This window comes from Tardiphaga sp. GW822-FHT04G09, from assembly GCF_058800725.1.
Window position 1 is genome coordinate 128,035 of record NZ_JBXAMO010000007.1, and the last position, 19,466, is coordinate 147,500.

At 64.1% G+C, this 19,466-nt stretch carries 15 protein-coding genes; 6 read left to right on the top strand and 9 right to left on the bottom strand.

Annotation, left to right across the window (positions count from 1 at the left end):
* Positions 1–14 precede the first annotated feature (14 nt).
* Positions 15–593 (bottom strand): beta-1-3, beta-1-6-glucan biosynthesis protein, encoded by a 579-nt coding sequence (locus AC1RLZ_RS15010; protein WP_493189234.1) that lies wholly within the window; start codon positions 591–593, stop codon positions 15–17.
* 334 nt (positions 594–927) lie between these two features.
* On the opposite strand from AC1RLZ_RS15010, the gene AC1RLZ_RS15015 reads away from it, so the two are divergent.
* The gene (locus tag AC1RLZ_RS15015; RefSeq protein ID WP_493189235.1) at positions 928–2,463 is read left to right on the top strand and encodes a glycoside hydrolase family 17 protein; all 1,536 of its coding nucleotides are present in this window, start codon (positions 928–930) and stop codon (positions 2,461–2,463) included.
* On the opposite strand, the gene AC1RLZ_RS15020 is transcribed toward AC1RLZ_RS15015, so the two are convergent.
* Positions 2,423–2,803, bottom strand: coding sequence for a hypothetical protein (locus AC1RLZ_RS15020; protein WP_371422178.1), 381 nt, complete (start codon positions 2,801–2,803; stop codon positions 2,423–2,425). The two genes, AC1RLZ_RS15015 and AC1RLZ_RS15020, sit on opposite strands and share 41 nt — an antisense overlap.
* Before the next feature lie 122 nt (positions 2,804–2,925).
* Complete coding sequence (locus AC1RLZ_RS15025) at positions 2,926–4,167, bottom strand: hypothetical protein (RefSeq protein WP_493189236.1); 1,242 nt, start codon at positions 4,165–4,167, stop codon at positions 2,926–2,928.
* Between the two features lie 195 nt (positions 4,168–4,362).
* Between AC1RLZ_RS15025 and glmU the strand changes: the two genes are divergently transcribed.
* Complete coding sequence (glmU, locus tag AC1RLZ_RS15030; RefSeq protein ID WP_493189237.1) at positions 4,363–5,715, top strand: bifunctional UDP-N-acetylglucosamine diphosphorylase/glucosamine-1-phosphate N-acetyltransferase GlmU; 1,353 nt, start codon at positions 4,363–4,365, stop codon at positions 5,713–5,715.
* A 22-nt stretch (positions 5,716–5,737) separates the two neighbouring features.
* On the opposite strand, the gene AC1RLZ_RS15035 is transcribed toward glmU, so the two are convergent.
* Entirely contained in the window at positions 5,738–5,917 is a 180-nt protein-coding gene (locus AC1RLZ_RS15035) for a hypothetical protein (RefSeq protein ID WP_493189238.1), read from the bottom strand.
* A 236-nt stretch (positions 5,918–6,153) separates the two neighbouring features.
* Here AC1RLZ_RS15035 and glmS point away from each other — a divergent pair, with 236 nt between their 5' ends.
* Both glmS and AC1RLZ_RS15045 read left to right on the top strand, forming a co-directional pair.
* A complete protein-coding gene (gene glmS / locus AC1RLZ_RS15040) occupies positions 6,154–7,980 on the top strand; it encodes a glutamine--fructose-6-phosphate transaminase (isomerizing) (protein WP_493189239.1) in 1,827 nt (608 codons plus the stop codon).
* A 151-nt stretch (positions 7,981–8,131) separates the two neighbouring features.
* Positions 8,132–8,902 carry a DUF502 domain-containing protein gene (locus AC1RLZ_RS15045; protein WP_493189240.1) on the top strand — a complete coding sequence of 257 codons (771 nt, stop codon included), beginning with the start codon at positions 8,132–8,134 and terminating at the stop codon, positions 8,900–8,902.
* A 966-nt stretch (positions 8,903–9,868) separates the two neighbouring features.
* On the opposite strand, the gene AC1RLZ_RS15050 is transcribed toward AC1RLZ_RS15045, so the two are convergent.
* The 5 genes from AC1RLZ_RS15050 to recG all read right to left on the bottom strand — a co-directional run bounded on the left by AC1RLZ_RS15050 (position 9,869) and on the right by recG (position 15,482).
* A complete protein-coding gene (locus AC1RLZ_RS15050) occupies positions 9,869–10,507 on the bottom strand; it encodes a DedA family protein (protein ID WP_493189241.1) in 639 nt (212 codons plus the stop codon).
* Complete coding sequence (locus AC1RLZ_RS15055; protein ID WP_493189242.1) at positions 10,504–11,094, bottom strand: class I SAM-dependent methyltransferase; 591 nt, start codon at positions 11,092–11,094, stop codon at positions 10,504–10,506. Before AC1RLZ_RS15055 ends, AC1RLZ_RS15050 begins: the two co-directional genes overlap by 4 nt.
* 152 nt (positions 11,095–11,246) lie before the next feature.
* Positions 11,247–12,611: a sensor histidine kinase gene (locus AC1RLZ_RS15060; protein WP_493189243.1), complete on the bottom strand. Its 1,365-nt coding sequence runs from the start codon at positions 12,609–12,611 to the stop codon at positions 11,247–11,249.
* Positions 12,608–13,282: a response regulator gene (locus AC1RLZ_RS15065; protein ID WP_493189244.1), complete on the bottom strand. Its 675-nt coding sequence runs from the start codon at positions 13,280–13,282 to the stop codon at positions 12,608–12,610. Before AC1RLZ_RS15065 ends, AC1RLZ_RS15060 begins: the two co-directional genes overlap by 4 nt.
* Before the next feature lie 94 nt (positions 13,283–13,376).
* Positions 13,377–15,482, bottom strand: coding sequence for an ATP-dependent DNA helicase RecG (gene recG / locus AC1RLZ_RS15070; protein WP_493189245.1), 2,106 nt, complete (start codon positions 15,480–15,482; stop codon positions 13,377–13,379).
* A 178-nt stretch (positions 15,483–15,660) separates the two neighbouring features.
* Between recG and AC1RLZ_RS15075 the strand changes: the two genes are divergently transcribed.
* Both AC1RLZ_RS15075 and mfd read left to right on the top strand, forming a co-directional pair.
* The gene (locus AC1RLZ_RS15075) at positions 15,661–15,951 is read left to right on the top strand and encodes an FAD assembly factor SdhE (protein WP_371422466.1); all 291 of its coding nucleotides are present in this window, start codon (positions 15,661–15,663) and stop codon (positions 15,949–15,951) included.
* On the top strand, positions 15,948–19,466 hold the full coding sequence (gene mfd, locus AC1RLZ_RS15080) for a transcription-repair coupling factor (protein WP_493189246.1): 3,519 nt from the start codon (positions 15,948–15,950) through the stop codon (positions 19,464–19,466). The genes AC1RLZ_RS15075 and mfd overlap by 4 nt, the downstream gene beginning before the upstream one ends.

Here is a 19,466-nt window from a genome sequence, read left to right on the forward strand (position 1 = left end):
CAGGGCGCGCCGGATTACTTCGGCGCTTCTGCAGGCGGTTTGGCGTCCGGCTGCGGAGCGGCTGCCGGCGTCGCTGCACCGCCACCGGCAGGCGCGGGCGTTGCCGGCTGGCTCAGGGCGGCAGGCTGCGGCTGCGCATTCGGATTGATCCAGCAGCCATGGACGCGGCTGTTGAGACTGTCCGCAATTTTCGGATCGATCAGCGGGCCGAATTTGACCAGGCAGCGAAACGTCGCCTGCACATGACCGCCGGGGCAGCCGAATCGGTCGTAGAGATCGAGGTGACGGAACGCGGTGTCGAGATCGTCACGCCACATCAGCACCACGACGCGACGGCCAAGCCAGACGCATTCAGGGTTGCCGGCAGGACCATTGATCGCCTGAGTCGCCTCGACGAATTCGTCGGACTTCTTCTGGCTTTCACGGGCAACGTCGGCTGGCGTCACGGGCGCATTTGCCGCAGGCTTCTGATCCTGTGCCCGAACCGGGCCGCTCTGGGCCAACGCGCAGCCAACACCCAGCAGCAGAGCAAGGCCTGGAACGGCGAGACAACGCAGAACCGCAGATTGGAACCCGAACACCAGTCGACGCATAAAGTCCCCGATAAGTTGGCTGCCAGGCAGTTCTGACGCCCTCGCCAGATGCCGTTCAAATGGGCCCCCAATACGGCGGCGACCACGGCTGAATCCCATGACGGACATTTTTGATTTTGTCCAGCAACGCCGGAAGTTTGTCTGATTTTCGTGGCGGGTCGGGCCGACAAGTCCGTGATTGCCGGCATGATGCACTTGGCAGATTGGCGATGACCGGCTAATCGACGGACGACTTTGGAGGACGGAACCAATTTCCACCCGCACGCCGCTGGCGCTTCTCATCCTTTCCCTTAGTACGATCGCAGCGGTTTGGTGGTGGCTGGCCACGCCCGTTATGCTTGTGCGTGCGCCGATCGATCCTGCCGACAAGCTGGAATGCGTCTCCTATGCGCCGTTCCGCGGTGAGCAAACGCCGCTGAGTTCGACAGCCATCATTCCCGCCAGCCAAATTGCCCAGGACATGGCGCAGCTGGCGCAGATCACCAAATGCGTGCGGACCTATTCCATCGATAATGGCCTTGATCAGGTGCCGGAACTGGCCGGCAAGGTCGGACTGAAGGTCATTCAGGGCGTCTGGCTCGGGAGCAACCGGCTCAAGAACCTGGCGCAGATCGCCGGCGTCGTGGATCTCACCAAGCGCTTTCCGAACGTGATCAGCAGCGTGGTCGTGGGCAACGAGGTGCTGTTGCGCGGCGAGATGACGGCTGCTGATCTCGTCGGCATCATCCGCTCGGTGAAGGCGCAGGTCGGCAAGATCCCGGTGACCTATGCCGATGTCTGGGAGTTCTGGCTGAAGAATCGCGAGATCTATGACGCGGTCGATTTCGTCACGATCCACATCCTGCCCTATTGGGAGGACTTCCCGATTCGCGCAAAGAGCGCCGCCGCCCATGTGGACTCGATCCGCAAGCGTCTCGCCGTGGCGTTTCCATCCAAGGAAATCCTGATCGGCGAAACAGGGTGGCCGAGCGCCGGGCGGATGCGCGATGGCGCGTTGCCGTCGCGCACCAACCAGGCGCGGGTGGTGTCCGAAATCCTCGATCTGGCCAAGCGCGAGGGATTCCGTGTCAATCTGATCGAAGCCTATGACCAGCCGTGGAAGCGCGACCTTGAAGGCACAGTCGGCGGCTATTGGGGCCTGATCTACGATGAGCCGCGCGAATTGAAGTATCCACCGGGCGTTCCGATTACCAATTATCCGTCGTGGAAGCTGCAGATGGGGCTCGGCATGGGCCTGAGCTTCCTGGTTTTCGTGACGGGCATGTTGACGCTCCGTCGACGGCCATGGTCACCGCGTCTGTCGGCCTGGCTGACCGTTGCGGTATCGGCCACGGTGGCCGGTGTCCTGCTCGGCGTTGCCGCGGACAAGCTGATCTATGAAAGTTATGGCGTCGGCCGATGGATCCAGTGGAGTGCGCTGCTGGCTGCCGGTGTCGCGTCGCCGCTGCTATGCGCCTATGCGACGATGTCCGGTCGCTCGCTGCCGACCTTCCTCGAACTCGTCGGGCCGAGCCGGTTCCTGGCCCGTTCGTGGTCGACCGTCCTGCTTGGGCTGACCCTGGCCGTGGCGGCGCTGATCGGCGCCGAGACCGCGCTTGGTTTCGTGTTCGATCCGCGTTACCGCGACCTTCCGTTCGCCGCGCTGACCATGGCGGTTGTCCCGTTCGCGGGACTGATGGCCGTCAACCGTCCGCAGGAAGGTGTACGGCCTATCGCCGAGTCGGTGTTCGCCGGACTGCTCGTGCTGTCGGCCGTGTATATCGGCTTCAACGAAGGGCCGGATAACTGGCAGTCGCTGTGGACCTGCGCGATCTATCTGCTGTTCGGCATCACGCTGTGGCGGGCGCGGGTCGCGCAAAGCCCAGAATAAGCAGGCCGATCGCGATGCCCGAGAGGGCGACATTGTAGAGCACGATCCCGAAACCGGCTGCGATCAGCGCGCCGGTGATCAGCACGATTGACGGCCGCAGCAGGTTCAGCACCGCGATGACGATCGCGGCGATCCCGAACACCGAGTTCTTGAACAGATAGGTCATCACCAGCCGGCTCTTGCACAGGGCGCTCTGGAGGCCGGCGTCGCAGGCGAGCGCCGTCGTCGACAATTCGATGGCCAGATAACGCAGATAGATGGCGTAGCCGACGGACAGGAAGCCGACGATGAGAAGCCATTGCACCTGGCGGGCGGTGAGCTTGAACGGATCTTTTTTCATGCTGAAACCATGGTTCAAAACGCGGTGCGGAACAACCCGGCATGCGGTCGCGGCGAGAGGTTGGACCTAGATAACACTTTAGCCGCGCACGCCAAGAGATTGAAAATCTGATCTTTTGGTCCTCAGTGCAGCCCCAGGAACGAGGTCAGCGACGATTGCGGCTTCGGCGGCGCAACTTCTTCAGCGGGCTTGGGCGGCGGCGCTTGTTCGGTGCGTTCCTGCGGCTTGGGCGCGGCGCGTTTGCGTGGCGCCGGCCGGGCGGGTGCAGGTGCAGCTTCCGCGGGCGTCGTCTCGGCCTTCATTGCGAGGCGCTGCCCCTCGAAGATCGACGTCTCGCAGGGTCGGTTGCTCTCGGTCAGGGTGGCGCAGATCTTTGCAGCCGCAGCCGCGTCGGTGAGCGGGCCGGCGACGAGACGGAGCTGCATGCCGAGTCCGGTCGGGCGTTCCTTTACCATCATGATCGGGCGCAGTCCGTTCAGCGCGCGAGACTTGGACATGCCGCGCCAGATCGCGCGCAGGCCGTCCACCGAATTGGCGCCGCCGATGTCCACGCCGAACTCGGTCCGGGCGACCGGCGTCGGAACCGCCTCGACGACCGCAGGGGCGGGCTCGGGCGCGGCCGGTTGAACCGATGCCATTGTCCCCGGAGCAGCCGGAGAAGGTTCGATGGTCGATGCCGGTTCGCTCAATTTGGCGGCCGCGGCGTCGGGCGGCGCCGTCATCGATTTCCAGGTAACGAGCGGGGTCGAGGCCGGCGGGCTGCTGGAAGATGGAACCACCGCCTGCGCCGGTTTGGCGGGCGTCGTTTCGGCAGGTGGTGTGACAGCAGCCACGGGACCGATGACCGGCGTCGACGGAATGCTCGGCAGCTCTGCTGCCGGCTTTGGTTCGGTAGCTGCGGGTGGGGTAACGACGGATGCGGTGGCAGGTGGCTGAGGCGCTGGCGTCGTTATGGCGGCTGTCGGCGTTGGAACGGTCTGGCGCTTGATCGATCCGGTGACCGAATCCAGCCCCTGTTCGACCGAGGTGACGCGGGCATAGAGCCGGTCGCGGTCGCTGTTCAGCGTCTCGATAGCCAGTGTCAGACGCCGGGTCTCGGCCTGGGTCTCCTTGGCAACGAACTGGATCTGCTGCGATTGCCGCGCAAATGTCTCCGATGTCGCGACCTGATCGCGGCGCAACTGGACCTGCGACTGGCTGGCCAGAATGGCGATCACCACCGCGCCCACCGCGGCAACGCCCCAGGAACCCAGACGCCACATCATGCGGCGGTCGACCTTGTCTTCCTCAGCCAGAAATCCGGTCAGCCAGCCGCTATGCTCGGCTGAGAGAGTATCGGCCCACTTGTCGTGCTTGTCCGCCATTCGACGTCTGCGTCGCCCCATCGCCCCTGCGAATCACAGTTCAACATTATCAGGAAACCGGCGGGGAACCTGAGGTTGTCGGGCCACACGGCGCGCTAAACCGGGGTTTCCGGATTCGCCGAAAACGCTTTAAGACGGCCGCGGCGCGCTTTAAGACCGCCGCGGCGCATGGGCGCCGCCATAACGGGGATTCGGATGACGGGCAGAACCAGCCTCACCATCGTGCTCGCGGCCGGCGAGGGAACGCGGATGCGGTCCTCGACGCCGAAAGTGCTGCATCAGGTCGCCAGCCAGTCGTTGCTGGGCCATGTGCTCGCGGCGGCGCCTCACGGCGCAGGCTCTGCGCTGGCCGTCGTAGTAGGTCCAGGGCGTCAGGACGTGGCGGATGAAGCCAAGCGCGCGCGGCCCGATGCCGCAACATTCGTTCAGCACGAGCGTCTCGGCACCGCCCATGCGGTGCTGGCGGCAAAGGACGCCATTGCAAAAGGCGTGGACGATCTGCTGATCGCGTTCGGCGACACGCCGCTGATTTCGGCCGCGACGTTCGAGCGTTTGCGTGCGCCCTTGGCGGCAGGCGCGGCGCTGACCGTGCTCGGTTTTCGCGCGGCCGATCCGACCGGCTATGGCCGGCTGCTGGTCGAAGGCGATCAGCTGGTCGCGATCCGTGAACATGCGGATGCCACACCGGCCGAACGCGAGGTGGATCTCTGCAATGCCGGCGTGATGGCCTTCGCCGGCAAGACCGCGCTCACCATCATCGAGCAGATCGGCACATCCAACAGCAAGGGCGAATACTATCTCACTGACGCCGTGGAGATCGTGCGCAGCATGGGCTTGCGGGCGAGTGTGATCGAGACCGGTGAGGATGAAGTCCGCGGCATCAACACCAAGGCGCAGCTCGCGGAAGCCGAAGCGATCATGCAGGCGCGGCTCCGCAAGGCCGCGCTCGACGCGGGCGTAACCATCGTCGCGCCGGAGACCGTGCATCTTGCGGCCGATACGACGTTCGGCAACGACGTCACCATCGAGCAGTATGTGGTGATCGGGCCCGGCGTCAGTATCGCCGACGGCGCTGTCATTCACGCCTTCTCGCACATCGTGCAGGCTGCCATCGGCAAGAAGACTTCGATCGGTCCTTACGCACGCATCCGGCCGGGAACGTCGGTCGGCGAGGGCGCGCGCATTGGCAACTTCGTTGAAGCCAAGGCGGCCATTCTGGAAGCGGGCGTGAAGGTCAACCACCTGACCTATATCGGCGACACCCATATCGGTGCTGGCGCCAATATCGGCGCGGGCACCATCACCTGCAATTACGATGGCTTCAACAAGAGCAAGACGATCATCGGCGCCGGTGCCTTTGTCGGTTCGAATTCGTCGCTGGTCGCACCGGTGAAGATCGGTGCCGGCGCTTACATCGGTTCTGGTTCGGTGATCACTCGCGACGTGCCGGACGATGCGCTTGCGGTAGAGCGCAACGAAGTGTCGACGAAGGACGGCTGGGGCAAGCGCTTCCGCGACAAGAACGCGGCGAACAAGAAGCCGAAGTGAGCGCGCGGTATTCGCGATGACGTCAGGTCACCGGGGCCTTCAGGTGCCAGCCGCGGCGGATCGGGCGCTTGGCGACAATTTCTTCCTGCGGCGTGTGGGGCTCGGCGACATGCGGCTTCACCGCGATATCACGTTGCGGTGGCGGCCAATGCGCCAGCCGGCTGTGCGACATCTCGACATGTCGCAGCCGTGATCCGGCCATCGATCGGGGGGCTCTCGGGTCTCGCTCCTCCCACATGGACGTGTACTCCGGTCAGGCGCAGATGCTTCCGCAAACACGTTGATGGTTTGTTAAACGCGTCGCGCAAAATGCCCGTACAACCGCGCTAACTTGTCTCAATCGGCAATAATTATTGAGTAACAGTCGATTTGCGATTCTCGCTAAGAGAGTTCCAGTATTTCTGGGCAATTTGATACCACTTGGAGAGATAACCCCGCATGTGCGGCATCGTCGGAATTTTGGGACGTGGTCCGGTTGCTGACCAGATCGTGGACTCGCTGAAGCGCCTCGAATATCGCGGCTACGATTCTGCTGGCGTGGCCACGCTGGAAGGCGCGCATCTGGAGCGCCGCCGCGCCGAAGGCAAGCTGAAGAATCTCGAGGCGAAGCTCGGCAAGTCGCCGCTGGCAGGTCATATCGGCATCGGTCACACCCGCTGGGCGACGCATGGCAAGCCGACCGAAGCCAATGCGCATCCGCACGCTGCCGAAGGCGTCGCGGTCGTGCATAACGGCATCATCGAGAATTTCCGCGAATTGCGCATTGAGCTCGAAAAGGGCGGCGCCAAATTCGTCAGCGAAACCGACACCGAAGTCGTCGCGCACCTCGTCAGCTCCTACCTGCAGAAGGGCGCATCGCCGGTCGATGCCGTGAAGCAGGCGCTGCCGCGGCTCAAGGGCGCGTTCGCATTGGCTTTCGTGTTCAAGGATCACGACAACCTGATGATCGGCGCCCGCAAGGGCTCGCCGCTTGCAGTCGGCTATGGTGACGGCGAGATGTATCTTGGCTCCGACGCGATTGCGCTGGCGCCGTTCACCGACGACATCAGCTATCTCGAGGACGGCGACTGGGTGGTGCTGACCCGCAAGGGCTGCGAGATCCACGATGAATCCGGCAAGGTCGTGAAGCGCGACGTGCTGAAATCCGGCGCGTCGGCCTTCATGGTCGACAAGGCCAACTATCGCCACTTCATGGCCAAGGAAATTCACGAGCAACCCGAAGTCGTCGGTCACACGCTGGCGCGTTATGTCGATCTGGCGAACGAGCGCGTTGCGCTGCCGATGACGCTGCCGTTCGACTTCAAGGACATCCAGCGCATTTCGATCACCGCCTGCGGCACTGCGAGCTATGCGGGTTTTATCGCTAAATACTGGTTCGAACGCTTTGCGCGCGTGCCGGTCGAAGTCGATGTCGCCTCTGAATTCCGCTATCGCGAAGCCCCGGTACGCAAGGGCGATCTGGCGATCTTCATCTCACAGTCCGGCGAGACGGCCGATACGCTGGCAGCACTGCGTTACGCCAAAGAGCAGGGCATGCACACGCTCGCTGTCGTCAACGTCACGACCTCGACCATTGCCCGCGAGAGCGAGACCGTGATGCCGACGCTGGCCGGTCCGGAAATCGGCGTCGCCTCGACCAAGGCTTTCACCTGCCAATTGATGGCACTGGCGACGCTTGCGGTCGCAGCCGGCAAGGCCCGCGGCGAGCTGTCCGATGCCGACGAAGCAAAGCTGATACATGGCCTCATCAAAGTCCCCCGCCTGATGGCCGATGCGCTGACGCACGAAGCGGCGATCGAGAAGCTGGCGCGCGACATCGCCAAGTCGAAGGACGTGCTCTATCTCGGCCGCGGCACCAGCTATCCGCTGGCGCTGGAGGGCGCGCTGAAGCTGAAGGAAATCTCCTACATCCACGCCGAGGGCTATGCGGCCGGCGAGCTCAAGCATGGTCCGATCGCGCTGATCGACGAGACCATGCCGGTGGTCGTGATCGCGCCCTATGACCGGGTGTTCGACAAGACCGTGTCGAACATGCAGGAGGTCGCGGCGCGCGGCGGCAACATCATTCTGATGACCGACGCCAAGGGGGCGGAGGAGGCCACCGTGGACTCCATGGTGACCATCGTGATGCCGGACATGGATTCAGCATTTACGCCGCTGGTCTACGCCGTGCCGGTGCAGTTGCTCGCCTATCACACCGCCGTCGTGATGGGCACTGACGTCGACCAGCCCCGTAATCTGGCCAAGTCGGTCACGGTAGAATAGGCCGGCGAGCGGCAGGATTGTCGCAGGCGGCCGGTTTGGTCGTCTGGCGCCGCACAAGTGGCTTCCCCCGCACTGGCGAAATCCTGCTAGGATACCCATAAGGACTGACGGCGCGGTGTCGCGCGCCGCGCCAGATGGATTTGAAACGCCGATGGAACGCCCCGATTTGCCGTTGACCCCGCCCGCTGGCGACCCGCCGCCCGAGGCGCCGCGCGGCTTCATGGCCCGGATCCGCAACTATTTCCTCACCGGCCTAATCGTCGCCGGCCCGGTCGCCATTACCTTTTACCTGACCTGGTGGTTCGTCACCTGGGTCGATGCCATCGTACGGCCGCTGGTGCCGGAGGCCTATCGACCCGAACAGTATCTGCCTTACGGCATTCCGGGCTCCGGCCTGATCGTCGCCTTCGTCGCGCTGACCCTGCTGGGTTTCCTCACCGCCAACCTGATCGGCCGCTCCCTGGTCGATCTCGGCGAGAGGCTGCTCGGCCGCATGCCGGTGGTGCGCGCGATCTATCGCGGCCTGAAGCAGGTGTTCGAGACGCTGTTCTCCGGGTCGGGATCGAGCTTCCGCAAGGTCGGTCTCGTCGAGTTTCCGTCGCCCGGCATGTGGTCCATCGTGCTGATCTCGCAGCCGCCGAGCATCGAGGTTGCCAACAGCCTGCCGGGACAGGAGGAGCATATCTCGGTGTTCCTGCCTTGCGCGCCGAACCCGACCACGGGCTTTTTCTTCTATGTGCCGAGGAGCAAGATCATCGATATCGACATGTCGGCCGAAGATGCTGCGACCCTGATCATGTCGGCCGGCGTCGTCCAGCCGGGCTCCGATCCGCAGAAGAAGATCGCGGCTTTGGCGCAGATGGCAGCGGCAGCGGGCGTCGCGAATGCGCCGCCAGCGAAGCAGCCGGCGAGGGTGGATTGAGGCCCACGGCTTTGTAGGATGGGGTGAGCGTAGCGAAACCCATCGCTTTCTTGCGCGTGAATGATGGGTTTCGCTCCGGCGCTACGCGCCTGCGCTCTACCCATCCTACGATCATGCGTAACGCTCTCATTTGTCATGGCCGAACTTGCTTCCGCGTTACCGGGCATGACGGTGCCCAGCGTAGGATGGGTAGAGCGAAGCGAAACCCATCGCCGTCATCGCGTGTGTTGATGGGTTTCGCTCCGGCGCTACGCGCCTGCGCTCTACCCATCCTACGGCCTGACGCTTCGGCCTCGTCAGATTCAACTGTCAAACAGCCACTACCCTTCGGACATGCGTCATCGCCCCTGTTATTGGCGGCGCGGGGGCGCCGTCGTCCTTTGCATTCCCGCCCCCTGGCGAGAGGGCGTGCGGAACGCCGGGTGCCCGATGCACCCCTGGGCCTGATGCCGTTGCGGTCTTCCGCAAGTTGGCGCATCAGGACTTTCGGAAAGCACGGGCGATGGCCCGACGTTCCGCCTGCGGTGTTTTGTCGGCTTGCTGAATGCTTGCCCAAGCAACCGATCAAGGTCACCCTTGTTTGGCCCTGCGCGACAGGGCCGGGGGAGCACAGCTCTTGGGCCGGACGCGTTTCGAATCTGGTCGTCCGTCACTTGATCCGCGGGCCCGTTCCATCCGAAGGCAAGCCATGCCGCCTGTCCCAGTGGTATCCTGACCACAGACGATGCGGCCTGCCCGCAGACAGCCGTTACCCACACATCCCGTGACGCCGCATCTCCGGCGTCCACCGCATCCCGCCCCGCAATCGTGACGATCGCGATCGCCCCTCTCGGTGGGGCAGGACGAAGGGGAAAATAATCAAGATGGGGATATTGTCAATATAGATAGGAAAAAATGTTCGGGTGCCTCATGCTGTCACTCCGGGTTCAGTCCGGCCCGCTTCGGACGGCTGGCCATGACATCGTTCTAGCTGGCTGCCGGGCGGCGTCGTAATGTGCGCCGTTGGAAGCGGCGCCAGGCCCATACGATCAGGGCTTCCAGTCCGATCAATGTCGCCACGACGATCAGTGCCGCAAAAGCGGGGTCCGAATTGTGGTCTCCGATCCAGAAGCCGAGCGCGAGCAGCGGGCCGGCCCATGCGAGGCTGCCGACAAACGTTCCCAGCAGAAATCGCGGGAGGGATACGCCGAGCACCCCTGCGGGAATCGCCATATAGACCCTGATCACGGGCAGCGTCTGGCCGACCGCGAGGATCAGGACCAGGTTTCGTTGAAACGCAGTTGCCGCCCACTGATAGCGGGCAGGGGTCAGCCCGATATAGGGACCGAAGCGTCTCACGAATGTCGCGCTGCGCCGTTCTCCGAGGATCAGGCCGACGCCATACCAGCACAGCGAACCGGCCGTTGAGCCGATCGCGAGTGCGAGGATGCTTGATGTGAGGTCGCTCTGCTTCGCAGCGACGACGATGCCGATGACCACGAATGCGACGTAAGACGGCACGAACGGAAACAGCTTTTCGGCGATGCCAAGCCCGATGATCCCGACAGCACCAATGTGAACGCAATTGATGACAAGATCGGCGAGTTCTGTCGCTATCGCGCTCATTCTGCCACCTGGGCGACGGTCTGGCGGCGCGTAATGCGATAGACGGAGGCTGGCGGAACGTTCATCAGCACGCGACCGACACAGGAAGCCTGAAGGCCGAGCTGTTCGAGCTGCAAAGGACTGATCGGACAGCGGACCCCGTAGGTGAACTGATACATCACGCCGTCGGATCGGAGGCTGTTGAAGGCGCCGGCCAGGATCGCGTTGACCTTGTTTGGCGGCATGTTGAGCAGCGGAAGCCCGCTGACGACGGCACCGAATGTTGCGGGTTTGAAGACCTTTTGCGGAACGATCCATGAGGCGTCCATCCACAATACGCGCGCATGCGGAAATCGCTGCTGCAACAGCCGCATGAAGTCCGAGCCATATTCGATGAGCGTCAGATCACCTTCCCTCACGCCTTGCTTCAGCAGTGCCTTCGTAAAGACGCCGGTGCCGGGGCCGAGCTCGAGCACCTTGCCGGTCGCGCCGTTGATATCGCGGGTGATCATGTTGGCAAGGGCGGACCCGGACGGTGCAATCGCTCCGACGGTTCGGGGGGCTGATGCGAGCGATCGGAAGAAGAGCAGGAGGCCGTTTGCGGTCATGTGAACTATCCATTGCAAGTGCGTCGACGCCGACGGTCGTCGGCAGCGCATGTGGTATGTGCAGTGGAGATTGAGCGAACATGACGTGACGTTCCTGACGTTGCAATAAAGAGGCGGAAGATGTTCAGCGAGCATCGCCGCAGGTGCGGATGCTAGCGTCGGGACCGCAAGCCGAAGGCCATGGTGACGCGCGTGCCACCGTTCGGGCCGTCCTGAATATCGACCATGCCGTCATGGAGCCGAACGATCTCGCGAACCAGATTGAGTCCGAGGCCGGCGCCACGCGAGCCGCTATTGATCCGGTAGAACGGCTCGAAGACGCGTTCTCGATCGTTCGGTGGGACGCCGGGGCCTTCATCGGTCACCGAGACGGAAGACGCCGTGACGCTGACGACTATTTTTCCGTGGCGCCCGCCATATTCGATCGCATTATGGATCAGGTTCGCGAGTGCGCGCTCCAGTGCCCCTTGATCCCCTGACAGCGGCGCCTGCTTCACGCTGCTCTCGAATGCAATCTCGTAGCCTGCTGCGATGGCAAGCGGAGCGAGATCCGACGTCACATGCTGCGCGACGTCGACGAGGTCGATATCCGACTGCGGCGTCGCGGTTTGCTTCAACCGTTCGCTGTCCAGCAGTTGTTCGGCGAGCGTCGACAGACGGCGGACATCCTCGAGTAAGCGTGCCGTATGCGGTCCGGGTTCGGTCGACTCGATCCGGGTTTGCAGAATGGCAATCGGCGTCCGCAATTCATGGGCGGCATCGACCAGAAAACGCTGGCGGCGATCGAAGCCCTCGTCCAGGCGGCGCAATGCATCGTTGATGGCCACGACCAGCGGAACGATCTCGCCGGGCACGTCGTCCAGCGTGAGGCGTGCGCCGCGTTTGTCGGTATCGATCCGTTTGGCCTGCGCTGCCGTGTGGCTGAGACCCAGCAGCGCGCGTCTGACCACGACAGGCGTGGCAACGAGAGTCGTCAGGGCCATCATGGCGAGAATCGGCAGCACCACGCTGAGAAACAGCGTTGCGACGGCGGCGGCGAAGCGGTGCCACGGCACGGTGCCGCCGGAGCCGGCGAGAATTTGAACGCGGCCTGCTGCGCTGCTGACCCAGCGCATGCGTGCCGTGGCGCGCGGAGAATCGCCGATATTCCAGCCGAGGCGGGCCTGGCCGACGTCATCGAGCGCATCGCCTATGCGCGCGAATTCCGGCGGTACATTACCTTGCGAGACGCGATGGCCGTCCTTGTCCCTGACGAGAAACCATAGTTCCGGCATTCTGGCGCGCTGTTGCGCCAGAGCCGGCGTGTCGCGCACGATGATGGCGCCTGCCTGATCGCGCGCGACGGCATTCTCGATCACATTGATGGTCTCGTCCTCAGGTTCGAGCGAGACGATATAGCCGCCAGCCCACAACACGCTCACCACGGTCAGGACCAGTCCGGTCAGCATCAGCGCCTGCAGGCCGACAAGTCGACTGACCAACAGCCATCGCAACGACTTGCCGCGGATTCTGTTCATGGCGCGCGCTTGATCAGGTAGCCGATGCCACGAATGGCGTGAATTTCCACACCCGCGCTGGCGTCGGCCAGTTTGCGGCGGAGGCGCGAGACATGGGTATCGAGAGCGTTGGACTGGATCTCGTCGTCGAAGCCATAGACCGCTTCTTCGAGGGCGGATCGCGCGACGGTTCGGCCGGAACGTCGCAGCAGCGTTTCGAGCACCAGCAATTCACGACGCGGCAAGGTGAGGTCGATACCCGCAACGCTCGCCTGGCGATGCTCGGCGCTATAGGCGAGACGGCCCAGTTGCAGGAGTTCGGCCGGCATATCGCTTGGCCGGCGCATCACGGCGCGCAGCCGCGCCAGTAGTTCCTCGATCGCGAATGGCTTGCCGAGATAGTCGTCAGCGCCGGTATCAAGCCCGGCCACGCGATCGGCGAGGTCGCCCCGCGCCGTCAGCACGATGATGGGGGCCTGCAGGCCGCTGGCCCTCAATTTGGGTATCAATGTGAGCCCGTCGCCATCGGGCAACTGGCGATCGAGCAGGATGGCTCCATAGGTGTTGGCGAGCAGGGCCTCCTCGGCCATGCCGATCGTCGGAACGCGGTCGACCACCATGTCGTGGCCCTTGAGCGCGGCCGCGAGCGCCGCTGCCATTTCCAGTTCATCCTCGACGAGGAGTACGCGCACACAATCGCCCTTTCGCCACAAGCCAAGGTCCGAACCTAAGTGGGGAACATTGCGGCAACGTTACGGACCACCAAGGCCGCTGAGCTGAAGCAGGCTATCCCGCACCGATCAGCGGGATCGCCTCGTCGCGCTCGTACAGATACAGCAGACACCGCAGCGCCTCGCCGCGCTCGCCGGTGAGTTTCGGATTGTCCTGCAGGATCCGCAGCGCTTCGTCGCGCGCCTGCGTGATGAGCTGTGCATGGACTTCGGAGCGCGCGATGCGGAAGCCGGGCATGCCGCTCTGACGTGTGCCGAGTACATCGCCTTCGCCGCGCAGCTTGAGGTCTTCCTCGGCAATGCGAAAACCGTCAGTGGAGTCCTTGATCACCTTCAGCCGTTTGGTGGCGATCTCGCCGAGCGGTTCGCGATAGAGCAGGAGGCATGTCGACGCCTCCGAACCGCGCCCGATACGGCCGCGGAGCTGATGCAACTGCGCGAGACCAAAACGCTCGGCATTCTCGATCACCATGATCGTCGCGGCGGGCACGTCGACGCCGACTTCGACCACGGTGGTGGCGACGAGGATCTGCGTCTCGCCGGCGGCGAAGCGCGCCATCGCCGCATCCTTTTCGGCGCCTTTCATCCGGCCATGGACGATTCCGACCTTGTCGCCGAACCGCTGCTGCAGGCTCTCGAAGCGCTCTTCCGCATTGGTGAGTTTCGGGCCGTCCATCTCGGACTCTTCCACCAGCGGCACGATCCAGTAGATCAGCTTGCCGTTGTCCACCGCGCGGCCGATGCCGTCGATGACCTCCTGCAGCCGGCTTGCCGACATGGTGCGGGTCTCGATCGGCTGGCGGCCCGCAGGCTTCTCCCGCAGCTCCGAGATGTCCATGTCGCCAAAGTAGGTCAGCACCAATGTGCGCGGGATCGGCGTCGCCGACAGTACCAGCACATCGACCGCGTTGCCCTTGTTGGTCAGCGTGAGACGTTCGCGGACGCCGAAGCGATGCTGCTCGTCGACCACGGCCAGTGCCAGCGCCTTGAACTCCACGTCGTCCTGGATCAGTGCGTGGGTGCCGACGATGAAGTCGATCTCGCCGGCGGCAAGCCGCGCGAGGATATCCTTGCGCTCCCGGCCTTTCTCCCGGCCCGTGAGGATGGCGACGCGCAGGCCCGCGCGCTCGGCCAGGGGCGCGATGGTCTTGATATGCTGGCGCGCGAGGATTTCGGTGGGGGCCATCAATGCGGCCTGCTTGCCGACTTCCGCAACGGCGGCGGCGGCCAGCAGCGCCACCACGGTCTTGCCCGAGCCGACATCGCCCTGCAGCAGCCGCAGCATGCGCAGCGGCTTGGTGAGATCGTCGGCAATGGCTGCGGTCGCCTGCTGCTGCGATTGCGTCAGCGCATAGGGCAGGGCGTCGATGATCTTGCGGCGGATGTGGCCATCGCCGGCATTGCGATCGCCGGCGGGACGGCGCAGTTGCGCGCGCACCAGTGCCAGCGCGAGCTGTCCGGCGAGCAATTCATCGAAAGCGAGGCGCGACCAGAACGGGCCGTCCGGCAGGACATCGGTGATCTCCACCGGCACATGGACGCGCTGCAGCGCCTCCGCCAGCGACGGGAACTTGCAGCGCCTGATGACTTCGGGGCTGATCCATTCCGGCAGCGCCGGCAGCTTGGTCAGCGCCTGCGCAATGGCCTTGCGCAGCGAGGTGATCGCGAGGCCCTGGGTGAGCGGATAGACCGCGTCGATGCCCGTGAGCTTGGCGAAGCCTTCCTCGTCGACCACGCGGTCGGGATGGGTGATCTGCAGCATGCCGTCGAACAGCTGCGTGGTGCCCGAGACGTAACGCTTCTCGCCGACCGGCAGCAGCTTCTCGATCTGGCCCGGATATGTCCGGAAATAGGTCAGGACCACCGTGCCGGTGTCGTCATGGGCATAGACCAGATGCGGCGCGCGGGAGCGGCCGGGTGGTGGCTCGCGATGGCGATCGACGGTGACTTCGAGGGTCACCATGGCGCCGATCTCGGCCTCGTTGATCTTCGGCCTGTCGCGGCGGTCGATCACGCTGACCGGCAGATGCAGCAGGAGATCGACGATGCGTGGCGTCTCGGCGCGGTCCAGCAGGAAGCGCAGCAGCTTGTCCTGCTTCGGCCCGATGCCGGACATTGATGTGACCGGGACGAACAGGGGATTGAGCACTTCAGGGCGCATCAGGACGACTCAGGTGGCCAGCACGGCGAGAGAGCTACGGTATTTGCGAGAGTTGGATGCATTTCAAGGCGAAAGCAATGCGTTATGAGGTGCTGACAGGGGCGGGAGTGGGGGCTATATGAGCCTGCCCGGCACGTCCGGGCTTTCTGCGTTTGCGGGTTTTGGGCGGGATGGACAGATGACGGGAACGACACGATCGAGCAATGGCCTGGATGACCGCCGCAAGCGGCTGTTGTTCCGCTGCTGGCACCGCGGCACGCGCGAGATGGATCTCATTCTGGGCCGCTTTGCGGATGCCGAGATCGGCATTCTGGCGGATCTCGAACTCAAGCAGCTCGAAGACCTGATCGGCCTCGAAGACCCCGAGCTCTATCCGGCCTTCGTCGGCGATACCCAGCTGGACGAACAGTATCGCACGCCGCTGTTCGAGCGCATCAAGCAGTTCCGGAATCTGGACAAGCCTCTATGAAATCCCCCGTTGCCTCGCCGGCCGCACAGCTTGCGCCGGGCCGTGCGCTGACCTTTGCCAATGTCGCCGAGGGGGCCGAGGGCCTGATCGTCGCCGATCTGGCGCGCGCGGTTGCGGCCAAGCCGAAGCCGCCGGCGGTGAGCCTCACCGTGATCTGCCGCGACGGGCCGCGGATGCAGCAGCTGGCGCGCTCGCTGGAATTCTTCGCGCCCGACCTGCCGGTGCTGCAGTTCCCGGCCTGGGACTGCCAGCCTTATGATCGCGTGTCGCCGCATGGCGGCATCCTCGCCCATCGCATGACCACGCTGGCGCGGCTGTCGCGCCTCACCGGCAGCGACAAGCCGATGATCGTGCTGACCACGGTCAATGCCGTGGTCCAGCGCGTGCCGGCCCGCGAGATCGTCGCGGCGCAGGCGCTGTCGGTCGCGCCCGGCCATGTGGTGCCGATGGACTCCATCGTCGCCTGGCTCGAACACAACGGCTACACCCGCTCCGGCACGGTGCGCGAACCCGGCGAATATGCCGTGCGCGGCGGCATCCTTGATCTGTTTCCGGCCGGCCTCGACCAGCCGGTGCGGTTCGACTTCTTCGGCGACAGTCTGGAATCGATCCGCACCTTCGATGCCGAGACCCAGCGCACCCATCTCGACATGCGCGCGCTCGATCTCGTGCCGGTGTCGGAATTCCAGCTCATCACCGAAACCATCCGCCGCTTCCGCATGGGCTATGTCGCGCAGTTCGGCGCGCCGGAACGTGACGACCAGCTCTATGAAGCGGTCAGCGAAGGCCGCCGTCATCCCGGCATGGAGCACTGGCTGCCGCTGTTCCAGGACCGGATGGACACGCTGTTCGATTATCTCCCGGGCACGCCGGTCGCCATCGAGCCGCAGAGCGAGGATGCCGCGACCGAGCGCTTCAAGCAGATCGGCGACTATTACGAAGCGCGCCGCGAGGCCATGGGCATCCCGGGCGGCGGCGCGATCTACAAGCCGCTGCCGCCGGAGCGGCTCTATCTGACCGACAGCGAATGGCACAAGCGGCTGGATGATCTCGCAATGGCGCGGTTGTCGCCATTCGCCGTGCCGGACGGCACGCCGGGCGTGGTCGACGCGGGCGCACGGGCTGGCCGCAACTTCGCGCCGGAGCGGGCCGACGCCAATGTGAACGTGTTCGAGCGCGTGGTCGCACATATCCAGGCGTTGCAGGCGGAGCGCAAGAAGGTCGTTGTCGCGCTGTGGAGCGAAGGCTCGCGCGACCGCATGGCCAGCATGCTGAAGGATCACAAGCTGCTCAACCAGCAGATGGTGAATTCCTGGCGCGCGGTGCAGGCGACGCCGCGCAATGAGACCATGCTGGCCGTGGTCGGCATGGAGAGCGGTTTCGAAACCGACCAGATCGCCGTCATCAGCGAACAGGACATTCTCGGCGATCGCCTGGTGCGGCCGCGCAAGGCGAGCCGCAAGCTCGACAACTTCATCTCGGAAGTGACGAGTCTCGCGGCCGGCGACATCGTGGTCCATGTGGAACACGGCATCGGCCGGTTCGTCGGACTGCAGACGCTGCAGGTCGGCGGCGCACCGCACGACTGTCTCGAATTGCGCTACGCCAATGAGACCAAGCTGTTCCTGCCGGTCGAAAACATCGAGCTGCTGTCGCGCTACGGCTCCGACCAGACCAATGTCGAGCTCGACAAGCTCGGCGGCTCGGGCTGGCAGGCGCGCAAGGCCAAGCTCAAGAACCGCATCCAGGAAATCGCCGGCGAACTCATCAAGATCGCCGCCGAGCGGCATCTGCGCGAGACCGAGCGGATCGTCGTTCCGCGCGAGCAGTATGACGAATTCTGCGCGCGCTTTCCCTATGAGGAAACCGAGGACCAGCAGACCGCGATCAACGCCGCGCTGCACGATCTCGAACATGGCAAGCCTATGGATCGCCTGATCTGCGGCGATGTCGGCTTCGGCAAAACGGAAGTGGCCATGCGCGCCACCTTCGCCGTCGCCATGGAAGGCAAGCAGGTCGCCATCGTGGTGCCGACCACGCTGCTGGCGCGCCAGCATGCCAAGAATTTCACGGAGCGCTTCAAGGGCTTCCCGGTGAATGTCGCGCAGGCCTCGCGGCTGGTGACACCGAAGGATCTGACCGCGACGAAGAAGGGCCTCGCGGACGGCTCCATCGATATCGTCGTCGGAACCCATGCGCTGCTCGGCAAGTCGATCAAGTTCAAGGACCTCGGCCTCGTCGTGGTCGACGAGGAACAGCACTTCGGCGTCACCCACAAGGAGCGGCTGAAGCAGCTCCGTGCCAATGTCCATGTGCTGACGCTCTCGGCGACGCCGATCCCGCGTACGCTGCAACTCGCGCTGACCGGCGTGCGCGACCTGTCGATCATCGCCTCCGCGCCGGTCGATCGTCTCGCCGTGCGGACCTTCGTCGCGCCGCACGATCCCCTGATGATCCGCGAAGCGCTGCTGCGCGAGCGCTATCGCGGTGGGCAGGCATTCTATGTGGTGCCGCGCATCGACGATCTCGCCGAGGTGAAGGACTTCCTCGACAAGCATGTGCCGGAGATGAAGGTGGCCATGGCCCATGGCCAGATGGCGCCGACGGTCATCGAGGACATCATGTCGGCCTTCTATGACGGCAAATACGATATCCTGCTGTCGACCACGATCGTGGAATCCGGCCTGGATATCCCCAACGCCAACACGCTGATCATCCACCGCGCCGACATGTTCGGCCTGGCGCAGCTCTATCAGCTGCGTGGCCGTGTCGGCCGCTCCAAACTGCGCGCCTATGCGCTGTTCACGCTGCCGTCGACGCACAAGATCACCGGTCAGGCGGAGCGTCGCCTGAAGGTGCTGCAGTCGCTGGAAAATCTCGGCGCAGGATTCCAGCTCGCCTCGCACGATCTCGACATTCGCGGTGCCGGCAATCTGCTCGGCGAAGAACAGTCGGGCCATATCAAGGAAGTCGGTTTCGAACTGTATCAATCGATGCTGGAAGAGGCGATCCTGGCGCTCAAGTCGGGTATTTCCGAGCCGGTCGCCGACCGGTGGTCGCCGACGATCACGCTCGGCATGCCGGTGATGATCCCCGACGATTTCGTCGCCGATCTCTCGGTCCGCCTGTCGCTGTATCGCCGGCTTGCCGATCTCGAAACCGACGACGAGATTGCAGCCTTCGCCGCCGAACTACGCGACCGTTTCGGCGTTCTGCCGGACGAGGTGCGCTATCTGTTCAAGATCGCGGCCATCAAGGCCTATTGCCGCCGCGCCAATGTCGAGAAGGTCGATGCCGGTCCGAAGGGCGTTGTCATCTCGTTCCGTGACAACAGCTTCGCGCAGCCGGAAAAACTTGTGTTCTTCATCAGGCAATATGGTCAGGCCGCGAAAGTGCGCCCGGACATGAAGGTGGTGTTCCTGCAGGACTGGGGAACGCCGGAAGAACGTCTCGAAGGCGCAACGGAAATCCTGCGCGCGCTGGCGGGGCTCGCGGAAAGCAAGAAGGCGGCGTAA